Below are 21,542 nucleotides of genomic sequence, written 5' to 3' on the forward strand. Positions count from 1 at the left end.
CGCTTAAAGGTGGCGCCTTATTTAGCGTGCTTAGGGCCATACACCTATAATAAAACCCATTAATGTAAATTGTAATGTGTAATACCCAGCATTAATTATAAATAACTTGATTGGCCGCTGCTCATAAATGTAACTGAGCCCCAGCGAGCTACCTACCCAAAACAAACCGATGGCAAAACCTGTAAAGGCGCCCTCTCCCATTCCTGCCTCTTTACCTAAAAATAATGAAAGCACCACCGCCGACAAAAGTGCAAGTACCATACTGCCGCCAAAAATTAACGCCGGTTTTGCTGTTTGTAAATCAAGCTCCGTAAGGCCTGTACACTCTAACCAGGCATTTTTAAAAAAAGCGTTTGAATACCAAATACCGCCAAGCATAAAAGAGGAAAGCGCCGCCACAAGCACGGCAAAAAAATTAACATCAGTAAAATTCATACATACTGCCATAATGCATAGTGTACAAGGGTATTTTGACTGTAGTTAAAAATACCCTAAGCAGCAAATTATCGCCTTTAAAATATATGGTATAGGGCGCGTTGGTTTTTGTGGAGATTTTTAAAAATCGTCATAGGTGGCACATGTTTGTGCCTTTAAATCGGTTGGCGATAGCGCTACCTCAAGCCCTCGCTTACCTGCACTTACATACACTGTTTTAAAGGCCATAGCGCTTGAATGAATATAAGTGGTTAGGAGCTTTTTTTGCCCAAGTGGGCTAACCCCTCCCAAAATATACCCTGTGGCGGCTTGTACCTTTGGCGCGCTTGCCATTGCGACCTTTTTAGCGTGACTCAGTTTGGCTAATTGCTTTAAATTTACTTGCTGGGATACCGGTGTAACGGCAACAATTAACTGCCCTTCATTGGTTTCAAGCACGAGGGTTTTGAATACCTGCTCACTGTTAAGGTTTAACTTTTCAACGGCTTCTTGGCCATAACGCGTTGTATTAGCATCGTGTTGATAACTAAGTACATCGTGAGGCACATTTTGTTTTTTCAGTAATTCTATTGCCGGGGTCATACAATTTAGCCACATTATTTTAAGCGCATTATTAATCTACAATAAGGGTTAATCATTTTGAAGAGTAACTTAATAGCAGAGACGTAAAAAGCCTTTTATTGACGAGGGTATAGGTACAAAGGGTAAAGCAGTGTGGAGTCAATTGCACACGGGAACAAAATTGCTCAGTGAATTAATCGATTGAGTATACGCACTTTATAATATTGCTCGTAGCTGCCCAGTAATATTGTTAAACCACAGGAATTTGAGCCAAAAAAAACGGTGCATCAAGCACCGTTTTTTTTTAGTTTTTACGATAACTAATTACTTAGTTAAATCGTCAAAAAACTTTTTAACGCCGTCAAAAAAGCCTTGCTCTTTAGGACGGTTTTTTGAGCTATCTTTACCCATGCTCTCGTCTAACTCTTTAAGTAACTCGCGTTGACGCTCGTTTAAGTTAACTGGCGTTTCAATCACTACTTTACAAATTAAGTCACCTTGAGCACCACTACGAACCGATTTAACACCTTTGCCACGCATACGGAACATTTTGCCCGTTTGTGTTTCAGACGGTATTTTAAGTTTTGCACGGCCATCAAGCGTAGGCACTTCAATTTCGCCACCTAAACCTGCGGTAGTAAAGCTAATTGGCACTTCGCAGTACAAGTTATTCGCATCGCGTACAAAAATTGGGTGTTCGCGTACAGATACTTGCACGTATAAGTCGCCAGCTGGCGCTCCGTGCATACCCGCTTCGCCTTCACCGGTTAAACGAATACGATCGCCTGTGTCTACGCCTGCTGGAATTTTAACTGACAACGTTTTTGTTTTCTCAACACGCCCTTGTCCGTGACACTTATCACATGGGTCTGAAATAATCTGACCTTGCCCCTGACACGTTGGACACGTTTGTTGAACAGCAAAGAAACCTTGGCGCATTTGTACTTGGCCAGCACCATGACACGTAGTACATGTTTTAGGCTTAGAGCCCGCTTTTGCACCACTGCCATCACATGGTTTACAGCTAACCCATGTAGGTACTTTTATTTCTACTTCTTTACCACGGACCGCTTCTTCTAAGCTTAGGTCCATGTTGTAACGTAAATCTGATCCACGTTGTTGACGCGATTGACGACGGCCACCACCGCCACCAAAAATGTCACCGAACACATCACCAAAAATATCACCAAAATCGCCTTGACCACCACCGCCAAAGCCACCGTGACCGCCGCCACCGCCTTGTTCAAAGGCAGCATGGCCGTATTGGTCATACATTTGACGTTTTTGATCGTCGGTTAAAATCTCGTAAGCTTCTTTTACTTCTTTAAATTTAGTTTCGAGATCTTTATCACCGGCGGTACGATCTGGGTGATATTTCATCGCTAAGCGTTTATACGCTTTTTTTATGTCTCTCTCGCTTGCATCTTTGCTTACGCCGAGAACTTCGTAATAATCGCGTTTTGACATATCTATCACACTACTCTTTTCTATTTGCAGCTAGGCTGCGGGATAAACCGATAAATCACATCGATTTATCATGAAAATTTTAAACCTTAAATACATACAAAAGGCGCGACAAGCTGTAGCCTGCGCGCCTCAAAAGTTCATCCTACCCTAAAAACTTGAGCAAATCATGTTGTTTAGGCTAGTTAGAAGCTTAGCTGACAATTACTTGTCGTCTTTTACTTCTTCAAACTCAGCATCAACTACATCGTCGTCTTGCTTAGCAGACTGTTGTGGTTGCTCGCCTGCATCTGCGCCACCTTGTTGCGCTTTAGCTTGAGCGATTTCCATTAGCTTTTGAGACTTTTCAGCAAGTGCTTGCGTTTTAGCTTCAATTTCTGCTTTGTCGTCGCTCTTAATAGCTGCTTCAAGGTCAACAACAGCTGCTTCAATTGCATCTTTGTCTTCGCTTGGTAGTGCATCGCCAGCTTCTTCAATTTGCTTGCGAGTACCGTGTACCATTGCATCAGCTTGGTTACGAGTTGCTACTAGCTCTTCAAACTTTTTATCTTCTTCCGCGTTAGCTTCTGCATCACGAACCATTTTTTCTACTTCTTCATCGCTTAAGCCTGAAGACGCTTGAATCGTGATTTTTTGCTCTTTACCTGTATCTTTATCTTTCGCTGATACATGTAAGATACCATCCGCATCTACATCGAAAGTTACTTCGATTTGTGGAGTACCACGTTGTGCTGGACGAATACCTTCTAGGTTAAATTGACCTAGAGATTTGTTGTCGCTAGCACGCTTACGCTCACCTTGTAGTACGTGAATCGTAACGGCAGATTGGTTATCTTCTGCTGTAGAGAACGTTTGCGATTTCTTAGTAGGAATCGTTGTATTTTTCTCAATTAGCGCGGTCATTACTGAGCCCATTGTCTCAATACCTAGCGATAATGGAGACACGTCTAGTAATAGTACGTCTTTAACGTCACCTGCTAATACACCACCTTGAATTGCCGCGCCTACTGCTACAGCTTCATCAGGGTTAACATCTTTACGTGGCTCTTTACCAAAGAACTCAGCAACTGTTTTTTGTACTAGTGGCATACGTGTTTGACCACCTACTAAAATGATATCGTTAATATCATTTACAGATAAATCAGCATCCGCTAGTGCACGTTTAAGTGGCTCAATTGACTTAGTTACTAAGTCTTCAACTAATGATTCAAGTTTAGCACGCGTTAGTTTAACGTTCATGTGCTTAGGACCTGATGCATCGGCAGTTACGTACGGAAGGTTAACTTCTGTAGATTGTGCAGATGATAGTTCGATTTTCGCTTTTTCAGCCGCTTCTTTAACACGTTGCATAGCAAGCGGATCGTTTTGTAAATCGATGCCTTGGTCTTTCTTGAATTCAGCTACTAAGTAGTTGATTACGCGGTTATCGAAATCTTCACCACCTAAGTGAGTGTCACCGTTTGTAGCAAGTACTTCAAATGTGTGCTCGCCTTCAACTTCATCAATTTCAATGATTGATAAATCGAAAGTACCACCACCTAAGTCGTATACTGCAACAACGTTTTCACCTTTGTTTTTGTCCATGCCGTAAGCAAGGGCAGCAGCTGTTGGCTCATTGATAATACGTTTAACTTCAAGACCCGCAATACGACCAGCATCTTTTGTTGCTTGGCGTTGTGAATCGTTAAAGTATGCAGGTACTGTGATTACAGCTTCAGTTACTTTTTCACCTAAGAAGTCTTCTGCTGTTTTCTTCATTTTTTTAAGTACTTCTGCAGAAATTTGTGGTGCAGCGCGTTTTTCACCGCCCGCTTCAACCCATGCATCGCCGTTATCAGCTTTGATGATTTTGAACGGCATAATACCGATATCGCGTTGTACTTCTTCGTCTTCAAAACGACGACCAATTAAACGCTTAATTGCAAATAACGTGTTAGTTGGGTTAGTAACCGCTTGACGCTTAGCAGGTTGACCTACTAGCGTCTCGCCGTCTTGCGTGTAAGCAATAATAGACGGGGTTGTGCGATCGCCTTCCGCATTTTCAATAACACGTGCTTTATCACCATCAAGTACTGCAACACAAGAGTTTGTAGTACCTAAATCGATTCCAATAATTTTACCCATGAATCTTCTCCAACTTCAAATTCGTTAATACGTTCGATGACTAGTAAATAGGGATGCCACAAAGTTAATTCAACTGTAAAAATGAAAAAAAATTCATTTTTTGTAATTTATTTAACAAAAAACCTTAATAAAAGTAGGGTTTGATGTTTTTTACGCCAAATACACCTATTCAACACAACTAGTCTGACCAGTTGTTATGTGCTATATATGTCTGATAATGATAATTTCAAGGATATTAACGATGCATTTTGATGACTTATTAAAACAAGCCTCTGCTATTTCAAACTCTTCTTCCGCTTCGCTTGCCAATAACAGCAATACAATGGAGTTTCCTGCTAATTGGTGCCAAGGTAGAACCGCTTTTGGTGGCCTTTCTGCTGCACTACTTTATCAAGCAATCAGAAAACACATTGACCCAAGTAGACGATTACTGTCTTTGAGCACTAATTTTGTTGGGCCGCTGCTTGCCGACACGCCTTTTTCCTTGTCAGTTGAAATTTTACGCCAAGGTAAAAGCAGTACTCAGGTATTAGCTAAAGTGATTCAGAGTGAACAAGTGTGCGTTATTGTCCAAGCGTGTTTTGCTATTGATAGGCAATCGGGTGTTAATGTACCGGTTAGTAAAGAAATGGGATTAAAGCCTGTGGATGCACGTCATACATTGCCGTTTATTGAAGGGCAAATGCCTGAGTTTTTTCAGCATGTTGATTTATGTCCGCAACAAGGCGCTATGCCTTTTAGCGCTGCACAGACCTCGCATTTAGGCGGCTGGATGCGCTTTAAACATACCCCAGAGGCAATTACCGAAGCACATATAATAGCCCTTACCGATGCATGGCCTCCTACATTATTACAAATGTTTAAACAGCCGGCTCCTGCAAGTAGCATGTCGTGGTATTTAGAATTTGTGCAAGAGCCAACGCTTACACCCGGTGAATGGTTAGGCTTTGAAGCAATTACACATCATGCTAAAGGGGGTTATGGCTTAGAAGATGGCTGTATTTGGTCGCAATCGGGGGAGCTAATAGCTTTGACACGTCAAACCGTTGCTTTGTTTGATTAAGTACCGCTTAGCTTACTAATGAGCTTAGTGGTAACCACTCATTATTTGTTGATATTTTCCCTTTGCTTTTATAGTTAGCAGGCCTTTATCAAATGTTTTTTGCAGCACTGCGTTGTTAAAATAAGCAGGGCGTGGGGCTTTTGGAAAAATTGGGTGAATATTAACGGGTAATGAGTGCGCATAGTCATTATTATAGTAATGAAATATGCGCTCATCGAGGATAATTACATCCACCCAGTCTTTCATTAGCCTATCGACTTGCGCACGCTGATTGACTACTTCTTCATAACTTGCAAACTGAGCAACCCCTTTTGCAAATGGGGGTGGTAAATAAGCTGTCGCATGTTGAAATCCTAATACACTTTTATTGTTTAGCTCTTTTATAGTCTCAATAGTAAAGTTGCGCTTTTTAAGTGATACCGCCACATTTTTGTAACTCAATACTGGCTGATAACTAGGGTAAATACCTGCGCCGCGCTTTCCTGCGTAATTAAGCAGTATATCCACATTACCGCTATGCAGTTGCTGCTCGGCGCGCTTGTTAGACATGTAAATAACCACAATATTATCTAAGCCCTGCTCAATAAGTGCCGCTTTAATTATATTACGTTGTATACCCGTATCTGTTTTTTCTATTACATAGGGAGGAATAGTCGCACTGGCAGCAATCACAATTGGCTGTTTTTGCCAAGCGGCAGACACTGGCGGGCTTATAAAAAAACAGGTAATAAAGCAAAGTAATAACAGCCTCACATCTATCCTTGACGTATTGTTATTGCGCTTAATGATGAATCGCGTTGTATTAATAACTTAAATATAGCAAAATTGCGTAAACATTCTTCTTTGATGGTTATAACTTGCAAACAATTTGCCCGTGCTGCGACCTAATAATTGATATACCCGCAATAGCCGATAAGCAAATGGCCGTGTGCCCGCATTGTCACCATAAGTTGTGCGAAGGTGATGTAAACAACGACAGTAAAGTAGTTGCGCTAAGTATTGGCTCATTACTAATGCTATTAAGCAGCATGTTTTACCCGTTTATTTCATTTAGTAGCAGCGGAATAACGCAAACCATCACCCTGCCCGATGCTGCCCGAATTTTATTTAATTACGACAGTGAGTTACTTGGCTTATTTATTGATTTAAGCATTATTGCGCTGCCAATGAGCTTACTGATCATTCTTATTCCTATGCATCTTGGGCTTTTGCAATCTTTGCCTGAGGCCATCGCTAGGCGATTGCTCAAGTTTACCTTGGCCCTTGAGCCGTGGATCATGTCTGAAATATTTTTAATTGGCGTGTTAGTAAGCATGGTTAAAATTATGTCGCTTGCCGACATTAGTTTTGGCACCAGCTTTTGGGCATATATTGGCTTTGTTATTATGTACATTGCGGCGCTTGCCCATTTAAATAAGCAGCGCTTATGGGCACATATTAAACCAGCAACAACACTCGAAGACGCAGCACATGCCAAACGCGCTATTGATCAAAACATTAAAGCTTGCCACGTATGCCATCAACTGTGTAAAAGTAGTATTTGCCCGCGCTGTCACACTAAAACCCATGTAAGAAACCCCAACAGTGTTCAAAAAGCAACGGCTTGGTTGGTGACCTCTGTACTGTGTTACATACCTGCAAATCTATTACCAATAATGCATACCACCAGCCTGGGTGATGTGTCACCGTCAACCTTAATTGGCGGCGTACTGACACTTTGGAAAAGTGGTTCCTACCCCATTGCTGCCATTATATTTTTGGCCAGCGTAGTGGTGCCACTGGCCAAAGCCTTTGTGCTTAGCTTTTTATGCATTATGGTGGCAAAACCTGCTAACAAGCACACAAAAGGCTATACTAAAATTTATCAACTTACTGAATTTATTGGCAAATGGTCAATGATCGATGTATTTGTTGTTGCTATACTCGTTGCCTTAGTGCAACTAGGCAACTTAATGTCAATTACCCCAGGGCTAGGCATTGTATTTTTTACTGTTATGGTAATATGCCAAATGATGGCTGCACATGCGTTTGATCCGCGCTTGTTGTGGGATACACCAAAAAACAAACATTCAGAGAATAAAGCATGACCGAAACGGCTAATGTAACAACAAAACCAAAAATTTCTGCTATTTGGATTATTCCACTGATAGCCTTATTAGTTGGTATATGGATGTTGTATCAATACCAAGCAAATGTAGGCCCTACTATTTATATAAAAATGCCCCACGCAGAGGGCATTATTGCAGGTAAAACAGAAATAAAAGTGCGCAGTGTTAAAATTGGTCAAATTGATGCTATACGCCTTTCTGACTCGCAAGATAGCGTTATTGCCCGCGCACAAATAGACAAAAACTATAATGAGCTCCTCACCGAGGATGCCAAAATTTGGGTTGTTAAACCTCGTATAGACGAAACGGGCATTAGTGGTATGAGTACGCTTTTGTCGGGTGTTTATTTAGAGTTTTCACCGGGGGAGAGTAAAAAACTAAAAGAGCGTTTTGTATTACAAGACGAGCCAGCCCTTATTGGTAAAGATGTAAAAGGTGGGCGTTTTCAGTTACTCAGCTACAACGCTGAAGTGCTAGAGGTAAGCACTGGGATATTTTTTAAAAACTATAAAATAGGCCAAATAGAAACCGCTACTTTTGACTGGAAAAACCAAGCAATGAAGTACGGTATTTTTATTAACGAACCGTATCAAAACCTCATAACATTAAACTCTATATTTTGGGTTAATGCCGGCATTGAAATAGATTTGTCGGCCGATGGTATTAATATAAGTACCGGCTCATTAAGTAAACTCCTCAAAGGCGGTATTTCGGTTGGCTTGCCAGAGCAACAAGCCCCAGGTGACTTAGCCCAAGACGGCCACAACTTTTCGCTAAGCCAAAGCTACAAAGAAGCACTAGAAGAGCGCTTTTACGACTTTGATTACTACATTATTGATTTTGAACAATCTATACGTGGCCTAAGACCCGGCGCTCCTGTGGAATATCGCGGCACCCGAATTGGTACCGTGGTAGAAGCCCCCGCTAACGTTATTGTTAATGGTAAACCTGCACATTTTAAAAACCATAATACAGCGGTGCCGGTACTGATTAAAATAGAGTATGGTCGTTTATATCACGATAGCGCAGCGGCCAAAGAGTTTTGGCAAAGTAGCCTAACCGGCTGGATAAAAAATGGTATGCGCGCTTCTTTAAAACCCGGCAACCTTTTAACTGGCGCAGTGTATGTAGATTTTGATATATACCCCGACGCACCAAAAGCGCATTTAGCAAAACTTGCCCAATATGATGTATTTCCGAGTATTTCTAGCGGCATTACGGTGCTTGCCGATCAGGTCTCGGATGTGCTTAACAAGGTAAACGATTTAAAAATTGAAGACAGCCTAGCGCAAATGCAGGCTACATTTAGTGACTACCAAGCGCTTGCTAACGAAATGCGTGCGTTATTAAGCCAAAAAGATACCCAAAACTTACCCGGCGACTTTAACCGTAACTTTGATAAAATGACCAAAAGTATGGAGCAGTTTGAAGTGACCATGCGTCAATTTGATAAAACCATGGCAAGTTATCAGGCCGGCTCTGAGTTTCATCATCAATTACAGCAAACCTTGCTTGAATTTAAACGCTTAAGTGAAGAAATTCAGCCTCTTACACGGGGTTTAAACGAACAACCTAATATGTTTATTTTTGATAAAGCACTCCCTGCTGATCCACAACCAAGGAAGCAATAATGAAACACTTATTTTTAGCCATAACCGTGTTAATTACCCTTGCAGGGTGCAGTGCGTCAATTCAAACCGCAACGCAGTATTATCAGTTTGAACAACCCATTGCTTCATCATCACGCCATGTAAAAGAAACTGATGCCCAATTAAGAGTGCAAACTGTAGCCCTTAGAGGCGCATTAAATAATTTGGGCATAGCAATGAAAATTGATAGCAACCAAATTCATGCGGCAAATTACAACCTATGGGGTGAATCGCCCGATGTGATGCTCACCGCTACAGCGCAACAAACCCTTTTTAATGCAATGCCTAATTGGATGGTTATTAAGGGCTTACCGGTAATTACCGAGCTTGATCAGCAAACGTTTTACGAGCTTGAATATGAAGTGCACCACTTTAATGGTGATATGCAAGGCAACGCTGATATTTCTGGCCTGTGGCGCTTATATTACACCCACCCAGAAACCGGCCGCAGCCTGATTAGTGTGCATAATTTTTCGCATGTAGTTCCAATAGAAGATGATGGTTACGATGGCTTAGTGGCTACCCTTGAGCAAACTTGGCAAAACATAAACCTAAGCGTAGCAAAAGCCATAGAGCAAGCGCGTCTTTAATAAGCATATATAATTATGGCGGTTTTATCATTATTAATAACCGCCTTGCCTACCCTATTAAAACCTAACTTTAATAATACGCACTGAGAAGCGGTGTTATTAGCTGCGCAGATAGCACTGACCTGCTTTATCCCAAGTGCGTGCCTATTATGTAATAGCGCTTTGGCCGCTTCAAAAATATAACCGTTTTTCTCATAACGGGTTAACAAGGCAAAACCTAAATCTGGCAGTTGCAGTACGTCGCGTTTATAAAAGCCCACAACTCCTAGTACTTCACTATTGTGTAAAGTAATAATATAAGGGCCAAACCCTTGGTGTTTATGGGATGCCCTAAACGATTGCTCAATGTAGCGCGTGGCATCGCTGTGCGTATAAATGGCTTTATCGCCAATATATTTTATAAAATTTGGCTGATTCACCAAAGTAAGTAACATGGCTGCATCGTGCTCATTTGCATAGCGTAATAATAAACGTTGGGTTTTAAATACGGCCTCCACGTTATCTCCTATAAAAAGTTATTTTGTACGTAAATTTTTATTGACTGAAATACAAAACCGGATTATTTTTGCGCCGATGTTTTTACAGGCACAACAATAGCGGCATGCTTCTCTTGCACCGTCTGGCGCCAAAGCCAACGCGTTTCCCTTTCGCTATTAATTTAACATAACAGCAAAGCACCCTACGCGGCAAAAGCAGTGACTTGGCACGTAATAACTATTACCTGCTTTGTTTTTGTTAAGCAATTTATTATTTAAATATGCTTTTAATTTTGTGAATCTTTAAATGCTTGAACCTTCTGCATTAAGTTTACTGCCACCAGCGGTGGTTGTGGTATTGGCTGTTGTTTTACGCCGCCCTATTTTATCTTTACTTATTGGCGCTTTAGTTGGCTTAGTAATAGCCGACCCAGCTCAGGTGCTTGCTAACTTTGCCAGCACATCACTTAAAGTAATGACCGACGAAACCATAGGTTGGTTAATACTCGTGTGCGGAGGCTTTGGCGCTTTAATCGCTTTATTAGTGCGCACTGGCGGTGCGTCGGCGTTTGGCAAATTAGCGCTAAAATACACTAAAGGTAAACGCTCTTCTTTATTTATGACCTTTTGTTTAGGTGTGGTTATTTTTATTGATGACTATTTAAATGCGCTTACCGTTGGTGAAACGATGAAACGCATTACCGATAAATTTAAAGTTAGCCGAGAAATGCTCGCCTACGTTGTAGATTCAACAGCGGCACCTATTTGCGTACTTGTCCCTTTATCGACTTGGGCGGTATTTTTTGGCGGCTTGTTAGTCGATAACGGCATTGCCGAGGAGGGCAAAGGCATTGCGGTTTATATTCAAGCCATTCCTTATATGTTTTACGCCTGGTTTGCAGTATTGGTGGTTTTGTTAGTGGTACTGGGTGTTATACCTGCTATTGGGCCTATGAAAAAAGCCGAAAGGTTAGCGCAAGTTGAGCAAGCCACTGTAGACCCTGCGCAATTTAGTGATATTCAAACAGCCGACGAATACGCTGTAAAAGCAGTAGAAGAAAGCTTTGAAGATGCCGACCCTAAAGGAAAATTACACAACTTTTTACTGCCTATAATTTTACTAGTAGCCTTTACAGTTTACTTTGAAATAGATGTATATAAAGGCTTATTGGCAACTATGGCGGTAACGCTTCCTTTTTATGCACTACAAAAATTAATGAGCTTTAGCGAAATGATAGAGCGCATGCTTGATGGCTTTAAAAGCATGATACCGGCTATTGGCACTGTAATAGCGGCATTTATATTTAAAGATGTGTGCGACTTAATTAGCTTACCGCAGTTTGTGATCGGTAGTTTGAGCCCGTACATGACTGCACAATACTTACCGGCGGTGGTATTTATTGCTATGGCGGTGTTAGCGTTTGCTACAGGCTCTAGTTGGGGTATTTTTGCTGTGTCGATCCCAATAGTTATGCCACTGGCAACTGCCGTTGACGCTAATATTCCACTGGTTATTGGCGCGTTGTTATCGGCCTCATCATTTGGTAGCCAAGCCTGTTTTTACTCAGACTCTACCGTACTTGCAGCACAAGGCTCTGGCTGTAATTTAATGAGCCATGCAGTAACGCAACTGCCTTATACATTAGTTGCCGCGGCACTTGCCGTTGTCGGCTTTATTGTTATGGCATAAATTAAGTTAATTTAAATAAAACACCCCAATGTAGTACTACATTGGGGTGTTTTACCAATCCACAATAATACTTAATTAAGCGGATTGGCATTCTTTTAGCTGTATAAATATATATAGCTTATTTTTGTAATTTAATACCATTGTAATAGGTTTCAAGCGATTGAATTTTGGTTTGATTTGGTAAATCAGCAAAGTCGCTTTCTACAAACTTAGTACCACGTAACTGCACATTTAAACGTGCGGCTTGTGGGTTTAACATAGTTTGTTTGTAGTACTGCTTAATATCCTCAAGCGTTACTTTTTCAACTTCATCAATTAGCTTTTGCTTAGAGTCAAAGTTAAAGTTTTCGCGATACCAATCAGTAATAAGTGGCCCCATTTCATCGCTTAGGTTTTTAGGCTGCTCTTTTAGTGATACAAGCGTGGCATTTTTAAGTTGAGCAAAAGTATCTAAGCTCATATTATCAAGCTCTACCGCGTACTCTTTTTTGAATTGATCAAAACGTGCCTGTATTTCTTTTGGCCCTTTAACAGGTGTTTGAATAAACAAGCCAATTGCCGAGTAATCCTCTATTGGGCGAGCCAGCGCGCCTACGGCGTATGCAAGTTGCTCTTCGGTACGCATTTTATCAAATGCAATGGTTCTAAAGTGGCTTTGTAACACCGCAGCTTGCGCTTTTTGTTTATACCCTGGCACTGGGTGAACAGTCATATCAACAACTGCCACATCAGCAACATCAATATCTTTTTGCAATACTCGCGTTTCGCCTGGCTGTGGTAACCATGCTTTACTACGCGCAAACTCACTCGATGTATGATTGCTTGGTAAAGTGGCACTTAACTCAGTGGCTATCGATTCTATATCTTGTTGGTTGTAATTACCGTAGCTAAATACACGTAAATCGTTGGTGGCAAATGTGGCTGTTTTTAGCTTGTTTAAATCGGCAACGCTTAGCGATTCTGCCGCTTTTATCAGTGCCTCTGTATCAAAGCTGCCTGTGCGGATAAGTTTAGAGTAGGCGCCAAATGCTTGTGCATACGGAAATTGCTTTTGCTGATTTAACAAACCACGTATATAGCGATCAATTGCTTGGGTAAATGCTTGTGCAGTTACGTCGGCTTTTAACCCGCTTAGCGCTTGTTTTAAAAGTACATCTTGCTTATCGGTAAAGCCACTCATTGATAAAACTAAACCATTACTTGGCGCAAGGTTTACACTCATGCCGGCAATGGCGGCTTCGGTGCTTAGTTGGCTTTGTTGAATGTTATATAAGTCGGCCCATACTGAGTAAAGTACTTCAGCATTAATATCATTTAAGCCTGGTTGGGTATTAATATATACCTCAACCAACCCCTTAGGCTGGGCAGCAAATTTTTGGCTTGCTTGGCGCCATACTTTTACGCCGTTTTTATCGTAAGCCAGTTTAGGGTGTTTCTGCTCTTTAAACTCAGCTGTTTTAATCGCGAAGCTTTCAGGTAGTAAGTTATTTACACTTGGTAAAGCAAGCTTAAACTCGCTTGATGTTTTCCAACTGGCAATTTCGGCATCGCTAATATCTTCTATGCGGTATTTACCATCATAAAAATGCAGTTGCGAGTCGGTTTCTTCTTGTTGCGAAATATACCAAACGCGCAGCGTATCGGCATTTAATTGTTTAAGTACCTCGTTTATCGCCTCTGCGTCAAATTTGGCATAATAGTAAGGTGCATCAATGGCATGATTTAATGGGTAATCTTGCATGCTACCAGTAAGCGCGCTGACATAGCTAAACTCATCGCCTTTTTCTAAAAACTTAAATTGATTGCTAAGTGATGTACGAATTTCATTAAAGTACTTAGCATCTACACCTTCTTTTTTAATCAGTTCAATGTATTGCATAATAGTTGCGACAATTGTTTCGCGGTTTTTCATGCCTTCATCGGTTAATTCTAGCGAAATAGTAAGCGCGCCGTAATTGCCGTACTGACTAGGAGAAGGAGACGCTGTTAATTGCGATACCCAGCCTTTGTCGCGTAGTAATTGTGCCGGGCTACCTGGCATCTCATTACTTAATAAATAACTGACATAACGGTTAGGTTTAACCGCAAAGTCGCTGCTGTTGTTATTAATCGTAAACTCAAGTTGCAGCTGTTTTACGTCTTCATTAGGTGAGTAATATACTTTTTTGCCACCGGCTTTATCAAAATCAAGCTCTGCAGTAACGGTTGGCTTTTCAATGTGTTTATTTTCGATATCGGCAAAATAAGTTTTTGCTTTTTGCTCCATTTGCTCAATTGGCAAGTTTGAAATAAGCGCCACTTTCATGATATTTGATGAATAGTATTTATTGTAAAAGTCGACCGTTTCTTTGTGTAATTGGCTGCCTTCTTTGTCTCCTAGCGTTTCTAGGTTACCAATTAAAAAGCGATTTGCCGGGTGATCACCCATCATTTTACGGGCAAGTTTAAACTGGCCAAAAAAGTCCATTTCGCGGCGCATCGACCACTCGGCATTTACAGCGTTTTTTTCTTTATCTGCATATTCAGGGTACAGCTTAGGGGCTTTAAAAAAATCAGCAAAACGGTCTAGCGCTTCATCAAAGGCATCGTTATTAATTTTAAACATGTAGTTGGTAATATCGAGCCAGGTATACGCATTATTTACCCCGCCATTTTTGGTCATAAAGTCAGAGTAGCCTTTTGTATCGGGGTAGCGCTCTGTGCCTAAAAAAAGCATATGCTCTAAGTAATGTGCCATACCTTGCTGCATCATAGGGTCGTGTAGTAAGCCTACGCCTACACTTAGCGATGCTGCTGATTTTTCAGCGCTTGGATCAGAGACTAAAATGACTTCTATTTCGTTTTCGAGGGTAAGAGTTTTATATTCACGCGTATCATTTGGGCTTACAACTAATGTGTCTGAGAGTAAGAAGCTTTGCGAAGAACTAGCAACCGATGAGGTAGATGATGTATTTGTACAGCCACTTAAAACTGCTAAAGCGATGACGCTAAAACCAAGAATTTTTTTCATTATGTTTTTCCATTAAAATTGCGCTTAGGATGCGCTCAAAACAACGTAATAGAGCTAAATTAACACTAACAATTAAGGGTTTACCACAAAATAATACTAATTTATGTAACACATTGTGAAAAACACCTGCATACTTAAAGTCAGTAAAATAATAACGAAGGAAATAGGATGGAAAAAATAATAATACTCGCCATGTTTGCACAAGTAACGTTATCGCTCGTTGTAATGTTAATTATGGGCAAGCGACGCTTTGCTGCTGCAAAAAACAAACAATTACAGTTGAGCGATTTTAAAACCATGCGCCTTGATAACGCAGGCGATACCGTACGCGTAGCTGATAGAAACTTTACCAATCAGTTTGAAATACCAGTGCTTTTTTATATCGGTTGTATTGTTGCATTGCAACTTAACAGCGCTAGCTACTTAATTACTGCGCTTGCGTGCTTATTTGTTATTTCGCGTATTGTGCATACGGTTATTCATATTGGCAGTAATAATGTAAGACTGCGCTTTAATGTTTTTTTACTAGGCTGCGCCAGTGTGTTTGCTTTATGGCTTGCGATTGTTTGGCGAATTTTAGCATTTTAGTAAAAGCGGCTTAATTAGCCGCTTTTTTATTTACTGTTTAACACATAATTAGTATTTAGCGCGTTTTAAGCGTTTACCCACACCAAGCAGTGCAATTAAGCAAAAACCAATACCCATACTCCCACCCGAACTGCTCGATGAGCCAGCCTCTGCTGATGAATCGTCTTGGCTTATTAATGTATTGGCTGTTGGGTTTAAGTTGGCAGATGAAAGCGGGTCGTCATCTAATACCACCACACTATTAATAGTTACAAAGTTAGCGCTGCTCAGAGCGACGTCGCTACTTGAGCATTGTTCACTGGTTATATCAACCAACGGGATATCGCCGCAGTGTACCAATCCAGCAATATTATCGAGCGTAGCTTGGCTTTGCGCTGTAATTTGTCCAAATACTGTAAAACCGCCATTTTGAGTATCAAGCGCTTCGCTATTATCAACCACATTAAAAAACCACTGGCTCGTTGCGCTGTTTTCATCGTTGGCTAATTTAGCCATCGCGATTGTGCCCTTCACATTAGATAAAACAGGCTCATTAACAACAGCAGGCTTGGTGGTTATTGGCACTAATTCGTCGGTAAATGTAAAGCCACCACCTTGTATTACAAAGTCGCTGACTGAGCGGTGTATTACGGTTTGGTTGTATGCGTCATCTTCAATATAACTTAAAAAGTTAGCAACCGTATTGGGGGCTTGTTGATCAAACAAGTTAAGCTCTATCACCCCGTGCGAAGTTTGCATTTCAACAATAGTGGCTTGGCTAGTAAAGCACGAAAACGCAAGTAGTGAGCCAATCAGGCACTTTTTCATTATGAGTCCTTTTTGTTATTGTTATTTAAATTAAGTGTTAATTATAATCCACACTATACGCCAAGAAAAAGCATTTAAAAGGCACAACTACAATTAACACCCTTTTAGTTACACTTCATTACATATTCTTTTAAATAACACTCGCTGTATTCGCTTTGTGTAAAAGCATTTAATAATTTAATATTACTTTTAAAACTCGAATATAAAAAAGTATAAAATAAGTACGTTATTTATCGCTAAATTAGTTTAAACTAACCGCCTAATAAATTAAGCACACCATAATAAATGGGTATTTCATGCGTATAATTATTTTATTTTCAGTTATTTTATCTGTTATAGGTTGTACAAACTCACCTTTAAACACCTCCACTGCCCCACAGTATATTACTGTATTACATACTAACGATAATCACGGGCGCTTTTGGCATAACGAAAAAGGTGAATATGGTATGGCAGCGCGTAAAACGTTAATTGACGCTTTACGTAACAAAGCTCAACAGCAAGGCCATGCAGTATTGCTGCTTTCTGGCGGTGATATTAACACCGGTATACCTGAGTCAGACTTACAACACGCAGAGCCTGACTTTAAGGGGATGTCGTTACTCGGTTACGATGCTATGGCAATTGGTAACCATGAATTTGATAACCCACTGAGCGTTTTAAGTAAGCAGCAGCAATGGGCTACCTTTCCTTTACTGTCTGCAAATATTTTTGACAAAGCAACTGGGGAAAGCGCATTTCAAGGCTATAAAATTTTTGAAAAGGGGGGCTTAAAAATTGCGGTTATAGGACTTACCACTACAGACACCGCTAAAATAGCTAACCCACAATATATTGGCCATTTAGAATTTAAAGACCCCGTTGATGTGACGGCAGCTCTCGCTAAAAAAATTAATGAGCAATACAACCCCGATATCACTATTGCACTTACTCACATGGGCCATTATGTAGATGCAAACTTTGGGATTAATGCCCCGGGCGATGTCACACTTGCCCGCTCTTTACCCGCTAATACCTTAGATATGATTATTGGTGGTCACTCGCAAGAGCCGGTTTGTATGGCAGCTAAAAATAAGAATGACGATAACTTTAAACCCGGTCTTGCGTGTAAGCCCGATCAGCAAAACGGCACATGGATTATGCAAGCACATGAGTGGGGCAAGTATGTGGGTAAGGCAGAGTTTAAGCTAGAAAACGAAAAGCTCACCCTACTCGATTATAAATTGTTGCCAGTTAATTTATATGTTGATGAAATTCAAGCCGATGGGTCTAGTAAACAAGTATTAGCCAACGAATACATTAAACCCGATCCGACCCTAGAAGCTTTTTTAGCAAGTTACCAAGCAAAAGGCGCAAAACAAATTGCAGGTAAAATTGGCAGTGTTGATGCGCGTTTAGAGGGCGATAGAAACAAGGTACGTTACCAACAAACTAATTTAGCGCGTGTGATTATACAAGCACAAATGAATGTAGTTGGCGCCGACTTTGGCCTTATTAGTGGTGGCGGAATAAGAAGCTCTATTGAAGCTGGCGATATTAGCTATAAAGATATTTTAAAAGTACACCCGTTTAAAAATCGCATTACTTACATGGACTGGCAAGGGCGTGATTTATGGAACTACTTAGAAACAGTGACCAGCTTCCCTGTTGATGCAGGTGCCTATTTGCAATATCACAAATTAGCGTTTACCCGTAAAAATGGCAAATTAGTCAGTGTACTCATTGATGGTAAGCCATTTGATGAAAATAAAACTTACCGTATGAGTTTAAATAGCTATAACGCATCAGGTGGTGACGGTTACCCTGCTATTAATAAACTAAAAGGGTTTGTTAGCACAGATGAAACCGATGCCCAGGCACTTAAAACCTTTGTCTCACAAAATAGTCCACTTAAAGCTGCGCAGTTTGCACCTAAATAACAAAACGTTATTAAAAGATAATGTTTAAGGAAAGTAGCTGACTACTTTCCTTTTATTTCTATGTTTCCCTTTGCAATATTTATTAAGCCGTAACTGTGTAAACGTGAGCGAGAGCCCTCGCCATATGCTTTAGGCGGATAATAAATGTCTTTCATATCAGGGTGTTCATTTAAGACTTCGTCAAGAGCTGCACGAATCTCACTGAGTGTTTTTTCTAAGCTGCTATTAAAATTTGGCCGCTTGCGTATAGTATGCCCAAGCTCAATCAACCTATAAAAGTACTTATTAGCAAGCTCTATAAGCTCATCTGGCACGTATTTATTTTGATTTAGCACAACATCTTTATTATCACGACAAAACTCTATTAATGCTAAATAAAAGCATAGCGGTTTGTTAGCTAAACACACTGTAGCCTCAGGCATATAACTATTACTGAGTGTTTTAGTGTTTAAATCAATGATCAATGCCAGCTCTTTTGGTTTTCCTAAGTCAGTATCAGCGTTCAGTGATGGGCCTTTTGCATCTACAGGCATACCTATAATAGACTTCAGCCATTTGCTAAATAAAATACTCAAAACCAAAAATAACAAACAAATTAAAAACCTGTTTTCTGACCAAAACTGTGCGTTTTTCTCAAACACTAAAGAGACATGGGTAGTGCTCGACTTGAGTGTTCTTACAAACTGGTTTGGCTTTAAAGTTAAAGGCTTAGCAGATTTTGGCACAATTTTAACTAAGCGAAGATTATTGTCTAAATAGCCGTTGAGCTTTAATAAGTAGTCTTGCACTGCATGTTGGTTACCCGAGTGCTTTAAAAGCTCATTAGAGAGCGCAATTAACGGTAAATCCAGTGCAACTTGTTTTTCGGTTTCAATAACCTGGCGTTTAATTGCGTCACTCTGCTCATTAATTACAGACACATAAAACACTAAACAGTTAATAATAAAAACAGCGCAGCCAAAAAAAACATATTTATACTTATCCATTTTTAACGCTCTCATCTTTAGCTGTTACCTGCTCTGAACTGCAATCCCAGTACGATTGCGCCTCTTTGTAATAACTCAGTGTTTGCTCCTTTGACATATCAAGAATATGACGCTGTACAGCACATAAAAGGTCTGTATTGTTTTGCTGCATTTTTAGATACCAGCGCGAACCTGAAATTTTATTACTTAAAGGGGTTATATAATTTTTTGAAAAACGAGCAGCATCACTTTCTTTCCAAAAAGACGCAATAATATCGACCTGCCCATTAGCTAATAAGTCACGAAGCTCGCTGTGCGAACTGGCGTAAGTAATATCTAGATTGGCTAAGTTGATATTTAAATCTTTAAACATTTTCTTTGGAAGTATATGGCCAGAGCGGCTTGTAGGGTAATCTAATAAGCCTATACGCTTATCTAAAAAGTATTGTTTTGTTAAACGTGGCTTCTCTTTTGAGGAGATAAAAAATGCGGTGTAATCAGAAAAGCCCACCACAGATTGATAGTTATAAGTTAGCTCTGCATTAAAGGCATCCATTATATTATTTTTTGCAAGTACGAGGTCTGCAATCCCTTTGCCGACAAAATCGAAGCTTTCCGTTGTACTGTCACCCCAGTAACCTTTAACTGAACCGTATTGTTTCGTTACCACGGTATCAAGGCATAGAGACTCTGTAAGCTTCTCTGCCACGCTTTGGGATGGCGTAAATACAATAAGCTGATTTTTGTTTTCACTGGCTGTTGTATAACATTGTGTTGACGTTTTTATTAGTTCTGGGAAATTTATTTCATCACTTTTAACGCTCACCTTTCCAACAGACCATGCAGCAACCATAACCAGAAACAAAAGTGTAACAAACGACAGTTTATGTAACATGACCTTTCCAAACCCCATCAATAAGATGTACCTAACAACGCTAAGGCTTTATTTGAACAATATTATTTACTTATTACAACAGGTAATTTTACCCATCAAAGGTAAGTTATTGATTTAATGCGATTATGAATAAGAAATAATGAATACTCTTGACTCCTTTCTATATTTAGCAAAAACAATCACAATGTTTACACCAGCTAATAGGTGAATAAAAATAAATGCAGGAAACATTGATGCGCATTAAAATTGCTACTCTCGTAGCAACAACGTTAATAATTGGTGCTGTTTTTACAACTTCTAAAGCGTATGCGTGGGGTCAAAATGGTCATCGAATTGTTGGGCATATTGCTGAGCAACATTTGAGTGACGAAACAGTGCAGAACCTGTTGCCACTATTAGAAGGACAATCCCTAGCTCAAATTTCTACTTGGGCAGATGAAATGCGATCTAGTCCTGAACTATTTTGGCGTAAAAAATCTTCACGCTGGCATTACATAAACCTTCCTAAAAATAAAACACTTTCTCTAAATCACGCACATACACACAGCAAAGACGATGTAACAAATATTCTAGAAGGTATTTACTTCTCTATTAATACACTTCAGTCATCTACCTCTTCCCTTAATGAAAAACAGTTTGCTTTAAAGTTTTTAGTTCACTTGGTTGGCGACAGCCATCAACCATTTCATGCTGGGCGAAGTGAAGATAGAGGCGGCAATTTAATTAAAGTTGATTTTTTTGACAACGAAACCAATTTGCATAGCCTTTGGGACACTGGATTAATAGAAAATGAAAACTTAGCTTACACTGAATACGCTCAGTTTATAGATACCAACGATGCAGCATTAATTAAAACATACTTAAACAGCAGCCCTACTACTTGGCTGATGGAATCTCACAAACTGGCCGAAGATATTTATACCTCAACCAGTGATGAAGTGAGCTATAGTTATGTTTTCAAATACAATCCGCTTGTTAAACAGCGTTTGCAAAAAGCAGGCGTTAGGCTTGCGGGTGTATTAAACTATTTATTTGATTCGTCAGATGAGAATAAAAAATTAAAAATAACGACAAAATAACAATCAACCTATAAATAAAAAACCTACACACGGGAATTAATTTATGTTTATACACTCTCTGGAGTATAGCTAAAATAATACAGCTAAAAATGTATTAATTACAAAATGTAAATAATTAA

Annotated in this window: 18 protein-coding genes; 8 read left to right on the forward strand and 10 right to left on the reverse strand. The window is 40.0% G+C overall.

What is annotated here, in order from left to right; genetic code table 11:
* Positions 1-30: 30 nt before the first annotated feature.
* The 4 genes from CWC04_RS03875 to dnaK form a co-directional block, all read right to left on the reverse strand.
* Entirely contained in the window at positions 31-435 is a 405-nt protein-coding gene (locus tag CWC04_RS03875; RefSeq protein WP_004588719.1) for a DUF1761 domain-containing protein, read from the reverse strand.
* Between the two features lie 120 nt (positions 436-555).
* The gene (ybaK, locus tag CWC04_RS03880) at positions 556-1,017 is read right to left on the reverse strand and encodes a Cys-tRNA(Pro) deacylase (protein ID WP_138684656.1); all 462 of its coding nucleotides are present in this window, start codon (positions 1,015-1,017) and stop codon (positions 556-558) included.
* 303 nt (positions 1,018-1,320) lie between these two features.
* Positions 1,321-2,463 carry a molecular chaperone DnaJ gene (gene dnaJ / locus CWC04_RS03885; RefSeq protein WP_024031901.1) on the reverse strand — a complete coding sequence of 381 codons (1,143 nt, stop codon included), beginning with the start codon at positions 2,461-2,463 and terminating at the stop codon, positions 1,321-1,323.
* A gap of 201 nt (positions 2,464-2,664) precedes the next feature.
* Positions 2,665-4,584, reverse strand: a complete 1,920-nt coding sequence (dnaK, locus tag CWC04_RS03890) for a molecular chaperone DnaK (RefSeq protein WP_126009018.1) — start codon at positions 4,582-4,584, stop codon at positions 2,665-2,667.
* A gap of 241 nt (positions 4,585-4,825) precedes the next feature.
* Between dnaK and CWC04_RS03895 the strand changes: the two genes are divergently transcribed.
* Positions 4,826-5,647 carry a thioesterase family protein gene (locus CWC04_RS03895; protein WP_064386624.1) on the forward strand — a complete coding sequence of 274 codons (822 nt, stop codon included), beginning with the start codon at positions 4,826-4,828 and terminating at the stop codon, positions 5,645-5,647.
* Between the two features lie 24 nt (positions 5,648-5,671).
* On the opposite strand, the gene CWC04_RS03900 is transcribed toward CWC04_RS03895, so the two are convergent.
* Entirely contained in the window at positions 5,672-6,400 is a 729-nt protein-coding gene (locus tag CWC04_RS03900) for a substrate-binding periplasmic protein (RefSeq protein ID WP_138684657.1), read from the reverse strand.
* Between the two features lie 167 nt (positions 6,401-6,567).
* Between CWC04_RS03900 and CWC04_RS03905 the strand changes: the two genes are divergently transcribed.
* From CWC04_RS03905 to CWC04_RS03915, 3 genes are read left to right on the forward strand one after another with little or no spacing between them, the layout of a single operon-like run.
* On the forward strand, positions 6,568-7,734 hold the full coding sequence (locus CWC04_RS03905; RefSeq protein WP_249326040.1) for a paraquat-inducible protein A: 1,167 nt from the start codon (positions 6,568-6,570) through the stop codon (positions 7,732-7,734).
* Positions 7,731-9,386: an intermembrane transport protein PqiB gene (pqiB, locus tag CWC04_RS03910; protein ID WP_138684659.1), complete on the forward strand. Its 1,656-nt coding sequence runs from the start codon at positions 7,731-7,733 to the stop codon at positions 9,384-9,386. Before CWC04_RS03905 ends, pqiB begins: the two co-directional genes overlap by 4 nt.
* Positions 9,386-9,994, forward strand: a complete 609-nt coding sequence (locus CWC04_RS03915; protein ID WP_004588727.1) for a PqiC family protein — start codon at positions 9,386-9,388, stop codon at positions 9,992-9,994. The genes pqiB and CWC04_RS03915 overlap by 1 nt, the downstream gene beginning before the upstream one ends.
* Here CWC04_RS03915 and CWC04_RS03920 read toward each other — a convergent pair.
* Positions 9,991-10,491 carry a GNAT family N-acetyltransferase gene (locus CWC04_RS03920; RefSeq protein WP_138684660.1) on the reverse strand — a complete coding sequence of 167 codons (501 nt, stop codon included), beginning with the start codon at positions 10,489-10,491 and terminating at the stop codon, positions 9,991-9,993. The genes CWC04_RS03915 and CWC04_RS03920 overlap by 4 nt on opposite strands.
* Positions 10,492-10,777: 286 nt before the next feature.
* On the opposite strand from CWC04_RS03920, the gene CWC04_RS03925 reads away from it, so the two are divergent.
* Positions 10,778-12,160: a Na+/H+ antiporter NhaC family protein gene (locus CWC04_RS03925; protein ID WP_138684661.1), complete on the forward strand. Its 1,383-nt coding sequence runs from the start codon at positions 10,778-10,780 to the stop codon at positions 12,158-12,160.
* Positions 12,161-12,278: 118 nt separating this feature from the next.
* Here the strand turns inward: CWC04_RS03925 and CWC04_RS03930 are convergent, their stop codons facing one another.
* Entirely contained in the window at positions 12,279-15,170 is a 2,892-nt protein-coding gene (locus CWC04_RS03930) for an insulinase family protein (RefSeq protein WP_138684662.1), read from the reverse strand.
* A gap of 168 nt (positions 15,171-15,338) precedes the next feature.
* On the opposite strand from CWC04_RS03930, the gene CWC04_RS03935 reads away from it, so the two are divergent.
* Entirely contained in the window at positions 15,339-15,758 is a 420-nt protein-coding gene (locus tag CWC04_RS03935; RefSeq protein WP_054981846.1) for an MAPEG family protein, read from the forward strand.
* A gap of 48 nt (positions 15,759-15,806) precedes the next feature.
* On the opposite strand, the gene CWC04_RS03940 is transcribed toward CWC04_RS03935, so the two are convergent.
* Positions 15,807-16,565 carry a peptidylprolyl isomerase gene (locus tag CWC04_RS03940; RefSeq protein WP_126009027.1) on the reverse strand — a complete coding sequence of 253 codons (759 nt, stop codon included), beginning with the start codon at positions 16,563-16,565 and terminating at the stop codon, positions 15,807-15,809.
* A 296-nt stretch (positions 16,566-16,861) separates the two neighbouring features.
* On the opposite strand from CWC04_RS03940, the gene ushA reads away from it, so the two are divergent.
* Entirely contained in the window at positions 16,862-18,484 is a 1,623-nt protein-coding gene (gene ushA / locus CWC04_RS03945; protein WP_138684663.1) for a bifunctional UDP-sugar hydrolase/5'-nucleotidase UshA, read from the forward strand.
* Between the two features lie 41 nt (positions 18,485-18,525).
* Here the strand turns inward: ushA and CWC04_RS03950 are convergent, their stop codons facing one another.
* Together CWC04_RS03950 and CWC04_RS03955 are read right to left on the reverse strand one after the other, a co-directional pair.
* A complete protein-coding gene (locus tag CWC04_RS03950; RefSeq protein ID WP_164521649.1) occupies positions 18,526-19,470 on the reverse strand; it encodes a hypothetical protein in 945 nt (314 codons plus the stop codon).
* Positions 19,463-20,344, reverse strand: a complete 882-nt coding sequence (locus CWC04_RS03955) for a type 2 periplasmic-binding domain-containing protein (protein ID WP_004588735.1) — start codon at positions 20,342-20,344, stop codon at positions 19,463-19,465. The genes CWC04_RS03950 and CWC04_RS03955 overlap by 8 nt, the downstream gene beginning before the upstream one ends.
* Before the next feature lie 233 nt (positions 20,345-20,577).
* On the opposite strand from CWC04_RS03955, the gene CWC04_RS03960 reads away from it, so the two are divergent.
* The gene (locus CWC04_RS03960) at positions 20,578-21,423 is read left to right on the forward strand and encodes a S1/P1 nuclease (RefSeq protein ID WP_138684664.1); all 846 of its coding nucleotides are present in this window, start codon (positions 20,578-20,580) and stop codon (positions 21,421-21,423) included.
* Positions 21,424-21,542 lie beyond the last annotated feature (119 nt).

It is taken from the genome of Pseudoalteromonas sp. S2893 (assembly GCF_005887105.1).
GTDB lineage: Bacteria > Pseudomonadota > Gammaproteobacteria > Enterobacterales > Alteromonadaceae > Pseudoalteromonas > Pseudoalteromonas atlantica.

Bases quoted from the DNA above. Each gene is read 5' to 3' on its own strand.
- CWC04_RS03875 (WP_004588719.1), bottom strand. From the start codon at position 435: ATGAATTTTACTGATGTTAATTTTTTTGCCGTGCTTGTGGCGGCGCTT.
- ybaK (WP_138684656.1), bottom strand. From the start codon at position 1,017: ATGACCCCGGCAATAGAATTACTGAAAAAACAAAATGTGCCTCACGAT.
- dnaJ (WP_024031901.1), bottom strand. From the start codon at position 2,463: ATGTCAAAACGCGATTATTACGAAGTTCTCGGCGTAAGCAAAGATGCA.
- dnaK (WP_126009018.1), bottom strand. From the start codon at position 4,584: ATGGGTAAAATTATTGGAATCGATTTAGGTACTACAAACTCTTGTGTT.
- CWC04_RS03895 (WP_064386624.1), top strand. From the start codon at position 4,826: ATGCATTTTGATGACTTATTAAAACAAGCCTCTGCTATTTCAAACTCT.
- CWC04_RS03905 (WP_249326040.1), top strand. From the start codon at position 6,568: ATGGCCGTGTGCCCGCATTGTCACCATAAGTTGTGCGAAGGTGATGTA.
- pqiB (WP_138684659.1), top strand. From the start codon at position 7,731: ATGACCGAAACGGCTAATGTAACAACAAAACCAAAAATTTCTGCTATT.
- CWC04_RS03915 (WP_004588727.1), top strand. From the start codon at position 9,386: ATGAAACACTTATTTTTAGCCATAACCGTGTTAATTACCCTTGCAGGG.
- CWC04_RS03925 (WP_138684661.1), top strand. From the start codon at position 10,778: ATGCTTGAACCTTCTGCATTAAGTTTACTGCCACCAGCGGTGGTTGTG.
- CWC04_RS03930 (WP_138684662.1), bottom strand. From the start codon at position 15,170: ATGAAAAAAATTCTTGGTTTTAGCGTCATCGCTTTAGCAGTTTTAAGT.
- CWC04_RS03935 (WP_054981846.1), top strand. From the start codon at position 15,339: ATGGAAAAAATAATAATACTCGCCATGTTTGCACAAGTAACGTTATCG.
- CWC04_RS03940 (WP_126009027.1), bottom strand. From the start codon at position 16,565: ATGAAAAAGTGCCTGATTGGCTCACTACTTGCGTTTTCGTGCTTTACT.
- ushA (WP_138684663.1), top strand. From the start codon at position 16,862: ATGCGTATAATTATTTTATTTTCAGTTATTTTATCTGTTATAGGTTGT.
- CWC04_RS03950 (WP_164521649.1), bottom strand. From the start codon at position 19,470: ATGGATAAGTATAAATATGTTTTTTTTGGCTGCGCTGTTTTTATTATT.
- CWC04_RS03955 (WP_004588735.1), bottom strand. From the start codon at position 20,344: ATGTTACATAAACTGTCGTTTGTTACACTTTTGTTTCTGGTTATGGTT.
- CWC04_RS03960 (WP_138684664.1), top strand. From the start codon at position 20,578: ATGCGCATTAAAATTGCTACTCTCGTAGCAACAACGTTAATAATTGGT.